Genomic DNA, 14,983 nt, shown 5'->3' on the forward strand with positions numbered 1-14,983 from the left:
ATTAGTCCTGCAAGCATGGCCGAGGCCTGCATAAACAAAAAAGGCCACCCGAAGGTGGCCTCTCGATACGCCGGCGAGGCCGGCGTACAAGGAATCAGCAGCTGTAGTACAGCTCGTATTCCAGAGGGTGTACGAAGGTACGGACTTTGACTTCTTCAGCCGATTTCAGCTCGATGTAGGCATCGATGAAGTCGTCGGAGAACACGCCGCCTTTGGTCAGGAACGCACGGCCTTTGTCCAGTTCTTCCAGGGCCTCTTTCAGGCTGCCGCACACTTGCGGGATTTCCTTGGCTTCTTCTGGTGGCAGGTCGTACAGGTTCTTGTCGGCTGCATCGCCTGGGTGGATCTTGTTCTGGATACCGTCCAGACCGGCCATCAGCAGGGCAGCGAAGGCCAGGTACGGGTTGGCAGCCGGATCCGGGAAGCGGGCTTCGATACGACGTGCGCGTGGGCTGGAAACGTAAGGAATACGGATCGAAGCCGAACGGTTACGCGCCGAGTAGGCCAGCATTACCGGCGCTTCAAAGCCTGGGACCAGACGCTTGTAGGAGTTGGTCGACGGGTTGGTGAAGCCGTTCAGGGCCTTACCGTGCTTGATGATACCGCCGATGAAGTACAGAGCGGTGTCGGACAGACCGGCATAGCCTTCGCCGGCGAAGGTGTTCTTGCCGTCTTTGGCGATGGACATGTGGACGTGCATGCCCGAGCCGTTGTCGCCGTACAGCGGCTTCGGCATGAAGGTCGCGGTGCGGCCGTAGGCGTCGGCAACGTTGTGGACAACGTACTTCAGGGTCTGAACTTCGTCAGCCTTCTTCACCAGGGTGTTGAACTGCACGCCGATTTCGTTCTGGCCGGCAGTTGCCACTTCGTGGTGGTGAACTTCGACGACCTGACCCATTTCTTCCAGTGCGTTGCACATGGCAGTACGGATTTCGTGGTCGTGGTCGACCGGTGGAACCGGGAAGTAGCCGCCTTTGATGCCTGGACGGTGGCCTTTGTTGCCGCCTTCGACGTCCTGGTCAGTCATCCACGAGCCTTGCTCGGAGAAGATTTTGAACATCGAGCCGGAGATGTCGGACTTGTATTTGACCGAGTCAAAGATGAAGAACTCAGGCTCTGGACCGACGAACACGGTGTCACCGATACCGGTGGATTTCAGGTATTCCTCGGCGCGGTGCGCGATGGCGCGCGGGTCGCGGTCGTAGCCTTGCATGGTCGACGGCTCGATGATGTCGCAGACCAGGATCAGGGTAGGCTCTTCGGTGAACGGGTCCAGCACGGCGGAGTCGTCGTCCGGCAGCAGGATCATGTCGGAGGCTTCGATACCTTTCCAGCCTTCGATGGAGGAACCGTCGAACATCTTGCCGACTTCGAAGAACTCTTCGTCCAGCGCGTCGCGTGCCGGCATGGTGACGTGTTGCTGCTTGCCTTTGGTGTCAGTGAAGCGCAGATCAATCCATTTAACGTCATGATCTTTGATGAGTTGAACCGACTTCGACATGGTGTCCTCCGGGTGGGTTGGGACCGTTGCTATTGTTTGGCCCCTGAATTTGGGTAGTGCCGGCGCAGAATACTCTGCCAAGGCAACCTGCCTCACAAGGGAGCAAATTGCATGCCAGTGCCCCGAGTTGGGCGCGATGCCCGATTCTGCGCATGTTGCTGAGGTCAATGTCGTTTTTTTGTACATTTCATGCACTGTTATGTTGCCGAACTGATCGATTGTGATCCTTTTTGGTGCGTCGACATTCGGGTGTACGATAGTTGGTTAAACCTTGAGCAATTTCCGCTATAATCCGCGCCCCTCTTTTTTCAGCCGGATCCTTACGTAGCGTTTTCATGAAGCTCATCGTCAAAGTTTTCCCAGAAATCACCATCAAAAGCCCACCGGTGCGCAAGAAGTTCATTCGCCAGCTGGGCAAGAACATCCGTACCGTGCTGCGCGAGCTGGACGAAAATATCGTCGTGGGTGGTGTATGGGACAACCTTGAGGTCGAGACCCGGCTGACCGATCCGAAGATCCTTCAGGGCATCACTGAGCGGCTGTGCTGCATGCCAGGTATCGCCAATTTCCTGCAGGTGGCTGAATACCCGCTGGGCGATATGGACGACATCGTCGCCAAGTGCAGAGAGCACTACGCCGATCTGTTGCCGGGCAAGGTCTTTGCGGTGCGTTGCAAGCGCGCCGGCAAGCATGCATTCAGCTCGATGGACGTCGAACGTTATGTCGGCAGCCAGTTGCGCCAGCAATGTGGCGCCGCCGGCATCGACCTGAAAAACCCCGAACTGCTGGTGCGCATGGAGATTCGCGACGAACGGTTGTTCGTCATCCACAGCCAGCACCAGGGCCTTGGCGGTTATCCGCTGGGCGCACTGGAGCAGACCCTGGTGTTGATGTCCGGTGGTTTCGACTCTACCGTGGCCGCCTACCAGATGATGCGCCGCGGCCTGGTCACCCATTTCTGCTTCTTCAACCTGGGCGGGCGTGCCCACGAACTGGGCGTGATGGAAGTTGCGCACTACATCTGGAAGAAATTCGGCAGCTCGCAACGCGTACTGTTCATCAGCGTACCGTTCGAGGAAGTGCTGGGCGAAATCCTGCAGAAAGTCGACGACGGTCATATGGGTGTAGTGTTGAAGCGTATGATGTTACGCGCAGCATCGGCCATGGCTGACCGCCTGGACATCGACGTGCTGGTGACCGGCGAGGCGATTTCCCAGGTGTCGAGCCAGACCTTGCCGAACCTGTCGATCATCGACTCGGCCACCGACAAGCTGGTGTTGCGCCCGCTGGTGGCGACCGACAAACAGGACATCGTCAACCTGGCGACCAAAATCGGCACCGCCGAGTTCGCCCGGCACATGCCTGAATATTGCGGGGTGATTTCGGTCAACCCGAAAACCAATGCCAAGCGTTATCGCGTCGAACACGAAGAAACCCGTTTCGACATGGCAGCTCTCGATCGCGCGCTTGAGCGCGCCCGGCTGGTGACCATCGATCAGGTGATCGATGACCTGGGCCAGGATGTCGAGGTAGAAGAAGTCAGCCAGGCCCTGGCCGGCCAGGTCATCATCGACATCCGTCATCCGGATGCCCAGGAAGACCAGCCGCTGGAAGTGCCTGGCGTGGAAGTACAAGCCGTGCCGTTCTATGCATTGAACAGCCGCTTCAAGGAACTGGATTACACCCGCCAGTACCTGCTGTATTGCGACAAAGGCGTCATGAGCCGCCTGCATGCTCATCACCTGCTCAGTGAGGGGCATGCCAATGTGCGCGTATATCGACCGAGCTAAACGCCCGGGGCTGTTTGCCTGTGGCTTGCGTCACCGGCCCCCCGACGCCTTTATGGCCTCGGCCGACGTCTAACGCTTCAAACGCTAATCGCTGCTCCAGTGGCAGCAAACCGAATCCTCTGATCGAGATACACAAGTGATCGAAAATCTACGTAACATCGCCATCATCGCGCACGTTGACCACGGTAAAACCACCCTGGTAGACAAACTGCTGCGTCAGTCCGGCACTCTGGAGCGCAATGAGCTCAACGACGAGCGCGTGATGGACTCCAACGACCAGGAAAAAGAGCGCGGCATTACCATCCTGGCGAAGAACACCGCCATTCGCTGGAACGACTACCGCATCAACATCGTCGACACCCCGGGCCACGCCGACTTCGGTGGCGAAGTAGAGCGTGTGATGTCGATGGTTGACTCGGTACTGCTGCTGGTCGACGCCCAGGACGGCCCTATGCCGCAAACCCGCTTCGTGACCAAGAAGGCGTTCGAAGCCGGTCTGAAGCCAATCGTGGTGATCAACAAGGTTGACCGTCCGGGCGCGCGTCCTGACTGGGTTCTGGACCAGATCTTCGACCTGTTCGACAACCTCGGCGCCACCGAAGACCAGCTGGACTTCCAGGTCGTCTACGCCTCGGCCCTGAACGGCATCGCCGGTCTGGACCACACTGCCATGGGCGAAGACATGACCGCGCTGTACCAGGCCATCGTCGACCACGTCCCGGCGCCAAGCGTTGACGTTGACGGTCCGTTCCAGATGCAAATCTCGGCGCTGGACTACAACAGCTTCCTGGGCATCATCGGTGTGGGCCGTATCGCCCGTGGCCGCGTCAAGCCAAACACCCCGGTTGTCGCTATCGACACCGAAGGCAAGAAGCGTAACGGTCGTATCCTCAAGCTGATGGGTCACCACGGTCTGCACCGTGTAGACGTCGAAGAAGCCACCGCGGGCGACATCGTCTGCATCAGCGGCTTCGAAGAGCTGTTCATCTCCGACACCCTGTGCGACATGAACAACGTCGAGGCCATGAAGCCGCTGACCGTTGACGAGCCAACCGTTTCGATGACCTTCCAGGTCAACGACTCGCCGTTCTGCGGTAAAGAAGGCAAGTTCGTCACCAGCCGTAACATCAAAGAGCGTCTGGACAAAGAGCTGCTGTACAACGTTGCCCTGCGCGTTGAAGAAGGCGACTCGGCTGACAAGTTCAAGGTTTCCGGCCGTGGTGAGCTGCACCTGTCGGTACTGATCGAAACCATGCGTCGCGAAGGCTTCGAAATGGCCGTAGGCCGTCCGGAAGTCATCATCCGTGAAGTCGACGGCGTGAAGCAGGAACCGTTCGAAAACGTCACCATCGACATCCCTGAAGAATCCCAGGGCAAGGTGATGGAAGAGATGGGTCTGCGTAAGGGCGACCTGACCAACATGGTGCCGGATGGCAAAGGCCGTGTGCGTCTGGAATACAACGTCCCGGCGCGTGGTCTGATCGGTTTCCGTAACCAGTTCCTGACCCTGACCAACGGTGCAGGCATCCTGACCTCGATCTTCGATCGTTACGACACCATGAAGCCAGGTCAGATGTCCGGCCGCCTGAACGGCGTACTGGTTTCGGTCGAAACCGGCAAGGCACTGACCTACTCGCTGGAAACCCTGCAGGCTCGCGGCAAGCTGTTCATCGAGCACGGCCAGGACATCTACAACGGTCAGATCATCGGTCTGAACAGCCGTGACAACGACCTGGGCGTGAACCCGACCAAAGGCAAGAAGCTCGACAACATGCGTGCTTCGGGCAAGGACGAAGTCATCGCCCTGGTTCCGCCGGTTCGCCACACGCTGGAACAGGCTCTGGAATTCATCCAGGACGACGAGCTGTGCGAAGTGACTCCGAAGTCGATCCGTCTGCGCAAGAAGATCCTCGACGAAGGCGAGCGTACCCGCGCTGCCAAGAAAGCCAAGAACTGAGTAATCGGTTAACCGGCTGAAAACAAAAAGCCCCCGGTCGCAAGACCGGGGGCTTTTTGTTTGCTTTGTGAAAGTTTGCCCGGCAAACCCTGAACTCTGGAGCTGCTTTAGCTGCGAAGTATTGCGGCTAAAGCCAATATTGTTCACTCAAGTTCTTTATGCCCCGGTGGGAGCGACCTTGGTCGCGAAGAGGCCAGTAAAAACACTACATCTGCTGTGGACGTGCCGCCGTCTTCGCGACCAGGGTCGCTCCTACAGTAGCTGGCGGCGCTTGAGTGAACGGGATTGCGGCTGACGCGGATTGCTGGGTCGGTTTGCTTAGAAGTCCAGCGAAAACCGTGTTGGCGGCTGAGGCGCCGTGCTGCGTGGCTGTTTCTCGGCAGGCTTGGGCTTGTAGGCGCAATAACCGGGGCGCGGGCCGACTTTCGGGTGGTTGCGGCAGGTGTCCGGACGCTTGTCGTAGATCGTGCACAACCGGCTCTTGCGATCCAGATACAGGCAATCGTTATTGCTCATGCGCTGTATCGTGAAAATCCCCGATTTCTGGTTGAAGCGCTCGATGATGCCTTCCTTGAGCAAGCGCTTGGCAATGTTCTTCGGCGGCTCGCCCTGTTCGAAGGCATCCACCACACCGATGCGGATCAGGTCCTTGATCTTTACTTCCACAGGGAGTGTGCAGCAGCTGGACATACAGCCTCCGCACATGTGGCTGGAATATTTGGCCCAGGTTTCCAGGCGGTCGATTTCAGCGGCGGCAATCAGGGTGGGTTTCATTATATTTTCTGGGTGGTGGTCATCACGGGCGCGCGATGATACCGGTCTGCCAGACTTTGCGGTAGGAGCGTGTTTGTTCGCGAGCTGCAAGGCGACAAGAGGTGGCAATCCTTTGCGCCGGCAAGCGTTCGCGGCTGACGCGGATCGCCGCCCGGCCGCTCCTACACCGCCAGCAGCCGTTGCGCCAATTCTTCCCTGATTTCCAGGCGTTCTGCCTGGTTTGGCTTTGCCTGTGGATTCAGCGTTGACCACTGCGGATGTGCCCTGGCCTTGCGCAGCGGGGCGGGCAGTTTGCCTTCGCGCCACTGCGTGTCTTGCGGGGCGCTGAGTTCGATGCTTTGCATCGCTGCGTGGCCCCGGCTGCCGAGTGCTTGCAGCAGTTGCCGTTGTCGCAAGGCCAGCAGGCGCAGCACGGCATCGTCCACGGTCAGCTCGCGTTGGCCCTTGAGTTTGCCGAACAGGCGATTGCCGTAACTGCGAGCCGTCAGCAGCGCGCCCCCGGCAATGGCACCTGCCAGTGCGGCAGCGCCCAGGGTGATGCCGCCCACCAGCAAATCCACACCGGCCCCGGCGGCGGCTCCGGCCGCGACGCCGCCACCGACTCGCACGCCCAGCAGGCGCAGGGTTTCCGGGTTGAACAGGTCATCCCCCCAGCGGCCGTCGAGCAACGGCAGATCGGCGGCTGAAGCATCCTGCGGACGAAACGCATAGAGCTTGAGCAAGGCTTCGACGCATTGCTGTTCGCGTTGCCGGATGGCCTGGTGCAAGGCTTCGATGGCCTCACGTTCCGGATCGGCACTGGCCTGGACACTGCGTCGGCAGGCAGCGCAGTCAATCAACAACTCGGCAATCAGTAATGCGGCACTGTGACGGCGGGCAACGCGCTGCGTCTCGATATCGTCAATCAGCCGCTCAAGGCGCGGTCGCGCGGTTTCCAGCAATAACGCGAGGCTCTCGTACAGGCGCCGCTCACCGTCTTCTGGTGGCGCAACGCTGTCGAAGCGTACCAGCGCATGCAGGCCCAATCGCGATAACGCTTCGCGCCAGTCGCCTTCACGGGCTTGCGCGCTGCTGACGAAATTGAGCACCGGCAACAAGGGTTTGCCGCAACTGGCCAGTACCGCCAACTCGTCACGGTACTTGGCCAGTACTGGTTCGCGGGCATCAATCACGTACAAGCCGGCATCGCAGCTCAATAACTGGCGCAACACCTTGGCTTCCTGCTCGAAGCGCTGGCGGGCTTCGCTACCATCGAGAAAACGCGCCAGACGTGCCGGGCCATCGAGACGTTCGCCGCTGGCCAGTCGCTCCAGATAGTCGAGCAGGTCGATGGCATCTTCCAGGCCGGGCGTGTCGTACAGCTCCAGCAGCGGCTTGCCGTCTACCGAAAGCCGGGCACCTTCCACGTGCCGGGTGCTGCTGGGCCGATGCGAGACTTCACCGAAGCTGACATCGCGGGTCAGGGTGCGTAACAGCGAGGTCTTGCCAACATTGGTGTGGCCGACCACAGCCAGTTTCAATACATGAGTGGTTTCAGTCATGGCCGGACTCCAGCCAGGTCATGGCGGGTTGCTCAGTGTAAGGCAGTTGCAGCGCATTCAGCGCCTCGTGCCAGTCGCCAAGCCGCTCGGGATCAAGGCTTTGCCCTGCGGGTGCCGGCAGCAGCCACAGGCGGGTTTGGCCGGCATTGCGCGCCAGCTCGGCGAGCAGCGCCAGGCTGCCGCGATCCGGTGAGCGGCGTGGATCACAGGCAATCAGCAAGCGTGCCGGTGGCGTACCGGTCAGTTGCTCCAGCAGGCGATGGCGGGATTCGCGGCTGTCGAGAATGCCTGCGTCGAGTACGTGCGGTGCGTGCCGGGGCGGCCAGTCGTGCTGGTTGTCCAGTTCGAGGGCGACCAGCACCGCGCCGTCGCTACTGAGTGCAGCACCAGGTGTGCCCACCTCATGCAGCCGCTCGGGGGCCGCATCGTTGATGCCGAGCCGCTCGCTGCTCGGCATCAGTCGCTCGCGCAGCGGTTGCCAGGCCGGATCGTCGAGGTTCAGGGCCAGTGCGTCACGACCGCGCCGCCAGCGCCACAGGCACAGCAGGGTCAACAGCAGACGTGGCAGGATGCCGTAGATCAGCAACACCCCGATCAGCCAGGCCGCCCAGGTTTGCCGGGCCTGTTCCAGCCCGTTGATGCTGTTGCCACTGGCGCGGATGGTCTCGGCATCCGGTACGCTGAAGCCGAGCAGGGCTGGCAGGCGGCCCAGCGCCTGGGTGAGGCTGACGAAGGTGTCGCTGCCCAGAATGGTGGTTTCCCAGACAAACCCGTAACGCCGGGTGGCGAGCATTGCCAGCAGAGTGATCAACGCACTCAACAGCGCCACCAGCCACAGCGCATTGCTTAACAAACCCAGCACCCAGCGCTCCAGGCGCTGGCGTTGCAGCATCACCAGCAAGGCGGGCGCCAGTTGCACGGCTTGCGCATCGCGGGCCAGCCGGTTGCTCAGCCACAGCCACAATTGGCCCAGGCCGGCGCCGGTATGCCGGCTCAGTAGCATGCCCAGCGCCCAGCCCAGCAACAGCAGCAGGTTGAGCCCCAGCAAGCTGCCCAGTGCCCGGAATACGTTGATCGAGCCGGGTGTATCCCCGAGCGCGGCGAACGCCAGCCCGGCGCCGCTGATGACCGCGACCAGCAGCAACGCCAGTAATGCCAGGCGGGCGCCCTGCTTCCAGCGCCGCAATGCAGCCGTCATGCCGTCGCGTTCAGCCAGCCACAGGGCGCGCTGTTGAATACGGGCCTGCAGGTCGCCACCGGCGCTGCGCGCCTGGCGGTTGGCCTGCTGGTCATCAAGCAGGCCGGCCTGGGCTTCGCGCAGGCGTACGGCTTCAGTCAGCCAGAGGGTGTCTAGAGGAGTCGGGGCAGTCACACAACATCTCTTGAAAGATTACAGATAGCGAGCATAACCGCTGGGAGAGCTATTGAGGGCTAACAGTTCCCTGTATTCTTGGGCGTATGAAAAAGCATCTTCCTCTCAGCCTGATCGCCGCCATGGCCGAAAACCGGGTGATCGGCATCGACAACTCCATGCCCTGGCATCTGCCGGGGGACTTCAAATACTTCAAGGCCACGACCCTGGGCAAGCCAGTCATCATGGGGCGCAAGACCTGGGATTCGCTGGGGCGACCCTTGCCTGGCCGGTTAAACCTGGTGGTCAGCCGCCAGCGCGACCTGCACCTCGATGGTGCCGAGGTGTTCAGCTCGCTGGAGGCCGCAGTGGAGCGTGCCGAGCAATGGGCGCAAGAGCAGGGCGTGACCGAGGTGATGCTCATCGGCGGCCAGCAGTTATATGCGCAGGGCTTGCCCCACGCAGACCGTCTGTATCTGACCCGCATTGAACTCAGCATTGAGGGCGATGCCTGGTTCCCGGAGTTCGACACCGCACAATGGCAGGTGGTATCGACCCAGCCCAACGCAGCCGAGGGTGACAAGCCGGCTTACCACTTCGATGTCTGGGAACGCCAGGGCGCCTAAGTCATCTTTATGTCATAAAAGTGTCGCTTTCGTGGTCGGTTGTCGCGCATGGCAAAGAGTCTGGCGTGATCGGAATCGAAGCGGTCGCAGCGATGCGCTAGCTGCAATGCAATTTTGTTACGGTCGGCCTCATCTACCACGAAGGGGCACCACGATGAACTTTGCACCACGACTGTTAGCGGCCGCACTTTGCATGGGGTTGGGCCTGGGGCTGAGCCTGCAGGCATCGGCCACGGAACTCAAGCACTGGCCAGAACCCGCCGCCAAGGCGCTGGACGCGATGATTGCGGCCAACGCCAACAAAGGCAATTACGCGGTGTTCGACATGGACAACACCAGCTATCGCTTCGACCTCGAAGAGTCACTGCTGCCGTACATGGAAAGCAAAGGCCTGATCACCCGTGACAAGCTCGACCCCTCGCTGAAACTCATCCCCTTCAAAGACACCGCCGAACATAAAGAAAGCCTGTTCAGTTACTACTACCGCCTGTGCGAACTGGACGATATGGTCTGCTACCCGTGGGTGGCCCAGGTGTTCTCAGGCTTTACCCTCAAGGAACTCAAAGGCTATGTCGATGAGCTGATGGCCCTCGACAAGCCGATCCCGGCCACTTACTACGATGGCGACACGGTCAAGACCCTCGAAGTCCAGCGGCCGAAAATCTTTACCGGGCAGACCGAGCTGTACAACAAGCTGATGGAGAACGGCATCGAGGTCTATGTGATGACCGCCGCTTCCGAAGAACTGGTGCGCATGGTCGCCTCCGATCCGAAGTACGGCTACAACGTCAAACCGGAAAACGTCATCGGCGTGACCATGATGCTCAAGGATCGCAAAACCCAGCAACTGACCACCGCGCGCAAACAGATCACCGACAAGCAATATGACCCCAAAGCCAACCTGGATCTGGAACTGACCCCCTACCTGTGGACCCCGGCCACCTGGATGGCGGGCAAACAGGCGGCGATCCTGACCTATATCGACCAGTGGAAAAAACCGGTACTGGTGGCTGGCGATACACCGACCAGCGACGGCTACATGCTGTTTCACGGGGTAGACGTCAACAAGGGCGGCGTACACCTGTGGATCAACCGCAAAGACAAGTACATGACCCAGCTTAACGGCATGATCAAGGCCAATGCCGAAGCTCAGGCCAAAGAAGGGCTGCCGGTAACGGCGGACAAGAACTGGGTGATCGTCAAGCCGGAGGAGATTCAGTAAAAGATTACCCGCTGCCTCGGCGCCGCGCTGCCGCACAGCAAACACGGAGCCTCGTAGGAGCCGCTTTAGCGGCGAAGATTTCGCGGCTGAAGCCGCTCCTACCCTCGGCAGCATAAAAAAACCGGCGCAATGCGCCGGTTTTTTATTTACCGCACCAACTCAGAGACCGTCGAGCAGCGCCTTGTTACGCACCGCACCCTTGTCGGCGCTGGTGGCCAGCAGGGCGTAGGCTTTCAGGGCGGTGGTCACCTTGCGTGGGCGGACTTCGACCGGCTTCCAGCCTTTCTTGTCTTGCTCGACGCGGCGGGCGGCCAGTTCTTCGTCGCTGACCAGCAGGTTGATCGAACGGTTCGGGATGTCGATCAGGACCTTGTCGCCGTCACGCACCAGGCCGATGGCACCGCCGGATGCTGCTTCAGGCGAAGCGTGGCCGATCGACAGGCCCGAAGTACCGCCCGAGAAGCGGCCGTCGGTGAGCAGGGCGCAGGCTTTGCCCAGGCCTTTGGATTTCAGGTAGGAGGTCGGGTAGAGCATTTCTTGCATGCCCGGGCCGCCTTTCGGACCTTCGTAGCGAATGATCACGATATCGCCGGCTTTCACTTCGTCAGCGAGGATGCCGCGCACCGCGCTGTCCTGGCTTTCGAAGATCTTGGCGTTGCCTTCGAAGACATGGATCGACTCGTCCACGCCGGCGGTTTTCACCACGCAGCCGTCCAGGGCGATGTTGCCGTACAGCACGGCCAGGCCGCCTTCTTTGGAGTAGGCGTGCTCGAAGCTGCGGATGCAGCCGTTCTCACGGTCGTCGTCCAGGCTTTCCCAGCGGGTCGACTGGCTGAACGCGGTCTGGGTCGGGATGCCGGCCGGGCCTGCCTTGAAGAAGGTGTGCACGGCTTCATCGTCAGTCTGGGTGATGTCCCATTTGGCGATGGCTTCTTCCATGGAGCGGCTGTGCACCGTCGGCAGGTCGGTGTGCAGCAAGCCACCACGGGCCAGCGAACCGAGGATGCTGAAGATGCCGCCGGCGCGGTGCACGTCTTCCATGTGGTACTTCTGGATGTTCGGTGCCACCTTGCACAGCTGCGGCACCACGCGCGACAGGCGATCAATGTCGCGCAGGTCGAAGGCGATCTCGGCTTCCTGAGCCGCTGCCAGCAGGTGCAGGATGGTGTTGGTCGAACCGCCCATGGCGATGTCGAGCATCATCGCGTTCTCGAACGCCTTGAAGTTGGCGATGTTGCGCGGCAACACCGACTCGTCGTTCTCGCCGTAGTAGCGCTTGCACAGCTCGACGATGGTGCGCCCGGCCTGCAGGAACAGCTGCTCGCGGTCGCTGTGGGTCGCCAGGGTCGAACCGTTGCCCGGCAGGGCCAGGCCCAGGGCTTCGGTCAGGCAGTTCATCGAGTTGGCGGTGAACATGCCGGAGCACGAACCGCAGGTCGGACAGGCGCTGCGCTCGTACTCGGCGACTTTTTCGTCACTGGCGGTCGAGTCGGCGGCGATGACCATGGCATCGACCAGGTCCAGACCGTGGCTGGCCAGTTTGGTCTTGCCGGCTTCCATCGGGCCGCCGGAAACGAAGATCACCGGGATGTTCAGGCGCAGGGCGGCCATCAGCATGCCGGGGGTGATCTTGTCGCAGTTGGAAATGCACACGATGGCGTCGGCGCAGTGCGCGTTGACCATGTACTCGACGGCGTCGGCGATGATCTCGCGGCTCGGCAGCGAGTACAGCATGCCGTCGTGGCCCATGGCGATCCCGTCGTCCACGGCGATGGTGTTGAACTCTTTGGCCACGCCACCGGCGCGTTCGATTTCACGGGCGACCAGTTGGCCCAGGTCCTTGAGGTGCACATGGCCCGGTACGAACTGGGTGAAGGAGTTGGCGATGGCGATGATCGGCTTTTTGAAGTCGTCATCTTTCATGCCGGTGGCACGCCACAGGGCACGGGCACCGGCCATGTTACGGCCATGGGTGGAAGTCTTGGAACGATAATCAGGCATTGGGGGACTCCGGCAAATCAGGCTAATCAGTCGGACACCTCTAAAAACGGCCTGCGTTGTCATTGCTGCGTTGAAACCGGACTCGGAATGCTCATGTGCTTCAGCACACTGCGCTTCCTTGCCTGTTTCGCCTTGCGCTGACTGCCTCGCCTACGTTTTCAGAGGTGCCCATCAAGGGGAGTGAGCTTCTAGTGATCCACATGCAAGACGGCATTGATCGCATGCAGGGAAATAACCGAAAGCTACGGGATCACCGTGCACTCGGCCTGAGCTCATAAACCCGCCGGGGGATGACTGGCGATGAATAGCGCCGATTCTACACCGCTCGGGCGTGCTTGGCATGGCGTCTGATCGTCGTGCGGTAAATCATCCTGCGACAAAGCAGTTTTGTTTGTAGGGATTTTCTGAAGTTGCTGTCGAGGGTTTTTCCCTCGTTTATCGTCCCGATAGGATGCCCGCACTGAATGGATCTCGCTGGCGTCGGTCGGCTCAAGTGATGAGGTGAAGAGGTGGGCAGCAAGTTTGTCGCTGTGGTGGGGCTCAAGGTGACGTGTGGCGAATGTCAGAAGCAATTTGTACCTGGCTATAAACAGCAAATCAGGATTTTTGCTCTGGAGCCTATTGCGTGTCCTTCCTGCTGTGCTGAGCAGGTTGCCACTGAAGCGCAGTGCGATGCGATTCGTGCACTGGGAAATCCGATAAGTTCTTTCAGGCCTGTCTTGGCCATTATGGGCATTCTTGGTGGGGGCTTCTTCGCCATGGTGCTTTATCGCCTTTCTACGGACGATCCCATACCGGATGGCGTGGTGATGCTAGGGTTTGTCATTGCGTTGGGTGTTCAGCTGGCTGTCGGTGCGTCCTTCAGGAAAGCTACGGAGGGTTTGAGCATGGACCTGCAGGGCGTAGCGGCTATGGAGTCAAGCGGGGAGCATGCCCCGGATCCTGAAAAAGACCCGGGTAACTGAAGCTGCTTTGTGTATCAGCTGTTAGGCAGCAACCGGCAGGTGATGCTCTTGATGTAGCGCGTTTCGTGAATCGCCGGGTGCACCGGGTGGTCCGGGCCCTGGCCGCCGCGCTCAAGGATTTGCATGTTGCGGTCCAGATGGCGGGCGCTGGTCAGCAGGATGTTGTGCAGGTCATCTTCAGGCAGGTGCATCGAGCACGAGGCGCTGACCAGGATGCCGTCCTTGCTGAGCAGGCGCATGGCCTGTTCATTCAGGCGACGGTAGGCGCCTTCGCCGTTCTTCAGGTCTTTCTTGCGCTTGATGAAGGCTGGCGGGTCGGCGACGATCACGTCGAAACGCTCTTCGGCGGCCTTGAGTTCTTTCAAGGCTTCGAACACGTCACCTTCGATGCAGGTGACCTTTTCCGCGAAGCCGTTCAGCGCCGCATTACGCTCTACGCCGTCCAGGGCAAAGGCCGAGGCGTCGACGCAGAATACTTCGCTGGCGCCGAACGCACCGGCCTGGATGCCCCAGCCACCGATGTAGCTGTACAGGTCCAGTACCCGCTTGCCTTTGACGTAGGGTGCCAGGCGTGCGCGGTTCATGCGGTGGTCGTAGAACCAGCCGGTCTTCTGGCCGTCAAGCACCGGTGCTTCGAACTTCACGCCGTTTTCTTCCAGCGCGACCCATTCAGGTACGGCGCCGTAGACGGTTTCGACGTAGCGGTTCAGGCCTTCGGCGTCGCGGGCGCTGGAATCGTTCTTGAACAGAATGCCGCTGGGTTTGAGCACCTGGACCAGCGCGGCGATCACATCGTCCTTGTGCTGTTCCATGGTGGCGGAGGCCAGTTGCACGACCAGAATGTGATCGAAGCGGTCTACCACCAGGCCTGGCAGCAAGTCCGAGTCGCCATAGACCAGACGGTAGAAGGGTTTGTCGAACAGCCGTTCACGCAGCGACAGGGCAACGTTGAGGCGGTGCACCAGCAGCGACTTGTCCAGCGGCAGCTTGGTGTCGCGCGACAGCAGGCGGGCGCAGATCAGGTTGTTCGGGCTCATGGCCACGATGCCCAGCGGCTTGCCGCTGGCGGCTTCCAGGACGGCCTGGTCACCTGCCGAAAACCTGTTCAGGGGCGTGGCGGCAACGTCGATCTCGTTGCTGTAGACCCACAGGTGACCGGCCCGCAGGCGGCGGTCGGCGTTGGCTTTGAGGCGCAGGCTGGGCAGAGACATCACGTCGCTCCGGAAAAAAGAGCGGGATTATAGCGCGTCACCCC

Annotated in this window: 11 protein-coding genes; 5 read left to right on the plus strand and 6 right to left on the minus strand. The window is 60.4% G+C overall.

Features of this window, described 5'->3' with window-relative positions; translation table 11 throughout:
- Nucleotides 1-94: 94 nt before the first annotated feature.
- Complete coding sequence (gene glnA / locus NJC38_RS06095; protein WP_045486325.1) at nucleotides 95-1,501, minus strand: glutamate--ammonia ligase; 1,407 nt, start codon at nucleotides 1,499-1,501, stop codon at nucleotides 95-97.
- A 335-nt stretch (nucleotides 1,502-1,836) separates the two neighbouring features.
- Here glnA and thiI point away from each other — a divergent pair, with 335 nt between their 5' ends.
- The gene (gene thiI, locus NJC38_RS06100) at nucleotides 1,837-3,291 is read left to right on the plus strand and encodes a tRNA uracil 4-sulfurtransferase ThiI (protein ID WP_045486328.1); all 1,455 of its coding nucleotides are present in this window, start codon (nucleotides 1,837-1,839) and stop codon (nucleotides 3,289-3,291) included.
- 136 nt (nucleotides 3,292-3,427) lie between these two features.
- Nucleotides 3,428-5,248 carry a translational GTPase TypA gene (gene typA, locus NJC38_RS06105; protein WP_045486331.1) on the plus strand — a complete coding sequence of 607 codons (1,821 nt, stop codon included), beginning with the start codon at nucleotides 3,428-3,430 and terminating at the stop codon, nucleotides 5,246-5,248.
- Between the two features lie 318 nt (nucleotides 5,249-5,566).
- Here the strand turns inward: typA and NJC38_RS06110 are convergent, their stop codons facing one another.
- From NJC38_RS06110 to NJC38_RS06120, 3 genes are all read right to left on the minus strand, one after another.
- Entirely contained in the window at nucleotides 5,567-6,022 is a 456-nt protein-coding gene (locus tag NJC38_RS06110; protein ID WP_045486333.1) for a YkgJ family cysteine cluster protein, read from the minus strand.
- A 161-nt stretch (nucleotides 6,023-6,183) separates the two neighbouring features.
- Nucleotides 6,184-7,563 carry a GTPase/DUF3482 domain-containing protein gene (locus NJC38_RS06115; protein ID WP_253112144.1) on the minus strand — a complete coding sequence of 460 codons (1,380 nt, stop codon included), beginning with the start codon at nucleotides 7,561-7,563 and terminating at the stop codon, nucleotides 6,184-6,186.
- Nucleotides 7,556-8,935 (minus strand): DUF2868 domain-containing protein, encoded by a 1,380-nt coding sequence (locus NJC38_RS06120; RefSeq protein ID WP_253112146.1) that lies wholly within the window; start codon nucleotides 8,933-8,935, stop codon nucleotides 7,556-7,558. The genes NJC38_RS06115 and NJC38_RS06120 overlap by 8 nt, the downstream gene beginning before the upstream one ends.
- 86 nt (nucleotides 8,936-9,021) lie before the next feature.
- Between NJC38_RS06120 and NJC38_RS06125 the strand changes: the two genes are divergently transcribed.
- Nucleotides 9,022-9,540 carry a dihydrofolate reductase gene (locus NJC38_RS06125; protein WP_253112149.1) on the plus strand — a complete coding sequence of 173 codons (519 nt, stop codon included), beginning with the start codon at nucleotides 9,022-9,024 and terminating at the stop codon, nucleotides 9,538-9,540.
- 154 nt (nucleotides 9,541-9,694) lie between these two features.
- A complete protein-coding gene (locus NJC38_RS06130; RefSeq protein ID WP_045486345.1) occupies nucleotides 9,695-10,762 on the plus strand; it encodes a phosphorylcholine phosphatase in 1,068 nt (355 codons plus the stop codon).
- A gap of 159 nt (nucleotides 10,763-10,921) precedes the next feature.
- On the opposite strand, the gene ilvD is transcribed toward NJC38_RS06130, so the two are convergent.
- Nucleotides 10,922-12,763 (minus strand): dihydroxy-acid dehydratase, encoded by a 1,842-nt coding sequence (gene ilvD, locus NJC38_RS06135; RefSeq protein WP_253112151.1) that lies wholly within the window; start codon nucleotides 12,761-12,763, stop codon nucleotides 10,922-10,924.
- A gap of 509 nt (nucleotides 12,764-13,272) precedes the next feature.
- On the opposite strand from ilvD, the gene NJC38_RS06140 reads away from it, so the two are divergent.
- A complete protein-coding gene (locus NJC38_RS06140) occupies nucleotides 13,273-13,728 on the plus strand; it encodes a hypothetical protein (RefSeq protein WP_253112153.1) in 456 nt (151 codons plus the stop codon).
- Nucleotides 13,729-13,742: 14 nt separating this feature from the next.
- Here NJC38_RS06140 and NJC38_RS06145 read toward each other — a convergent pair whose 3' ends face one another.
- A complete protein-coding gene (locus NJC38_RS06145; RefSeq protein WP_253112162.1) occupies nucleotides 13,743-14,939 on the minus strand; it encodes a class I SAM-dependent rRNA methyltransferase in 1,197 nt (398 codons plus the stop codon).
- Nucleotides 14,940-14,983: the final 44 nt, after the last annotated feature.

Source organism: Pseudomonas sp. 21LCFQ010 (assembly GCF_024129905.1).
Classification (GTDB): Bacteria; Pseudomonadota; Gammaproteobacteria; order Pseudomonadales; family Pseudomonadaceae; genus Aquipseudomonas.

What these genes read in the sequence shown, in the direction of transcription:
- glnA (WP_045486325.1), bottom strand. Translation starts at nt 1,501, where the DNA reads ATGTCGAAGTCGGTTCAACTCATCAAAGATCATGACGTTAAATGGATT.
- thiI (WP_045486328.1), top strand. Translation starts at nt 1,837, where the DNA reads ATGAAGCTCATCGTCAAAGTTTTCCCAGAAATCACCATCAAAAGCCCA.
- NJC38_RS06110 (WP_045486333.1), bottom strand. Translation starts at nt 6,022, where the DNA reads ATGAAACCCACCCTGATTGCCGCCGCTGAAATCGACCGCCTGGAAACC.
- NJC38_RS06115 (WP_253112144.1), bottom strand. Translation starts at nt 7,563, where the DNA reads ATGACTGAAACCACTCATGTATTGAAACTGGCTGTGGTCGGCCACACC.
- NJC38_RS06125 (WP_253112149.1), top strand. Translation starts at nt 9,022, where the DNA reads ATGAAAAAGCATCTTCCTCTCAGCCTGATCGCCGCCATGGCCGAAAAC.
- NJC38_RS06130 (WP_045486345.1), top strand. Translation starts at nt 9,695, where the DNA reads ATGAACTTTGCACCACGACTGTTAGCGGCCGCACTTTGCATGGGGTTG.
- ilvD (WP_253112151.1), bottom strand. Translation starts at nt 12,763, where the DNA reads ATGCCTGATTATCGTTCCAAGACTTCCACCCATGGCCGTAACATGGCC.
- NJC38_RS06145 (WP_253112162.1), bottom strand. Translation starts at nt 14,939, where the DNA reads ATGTCTCTGCCCAGCCTGCGCCTCAAAGCCAACGCCGACCGCCGCCTG.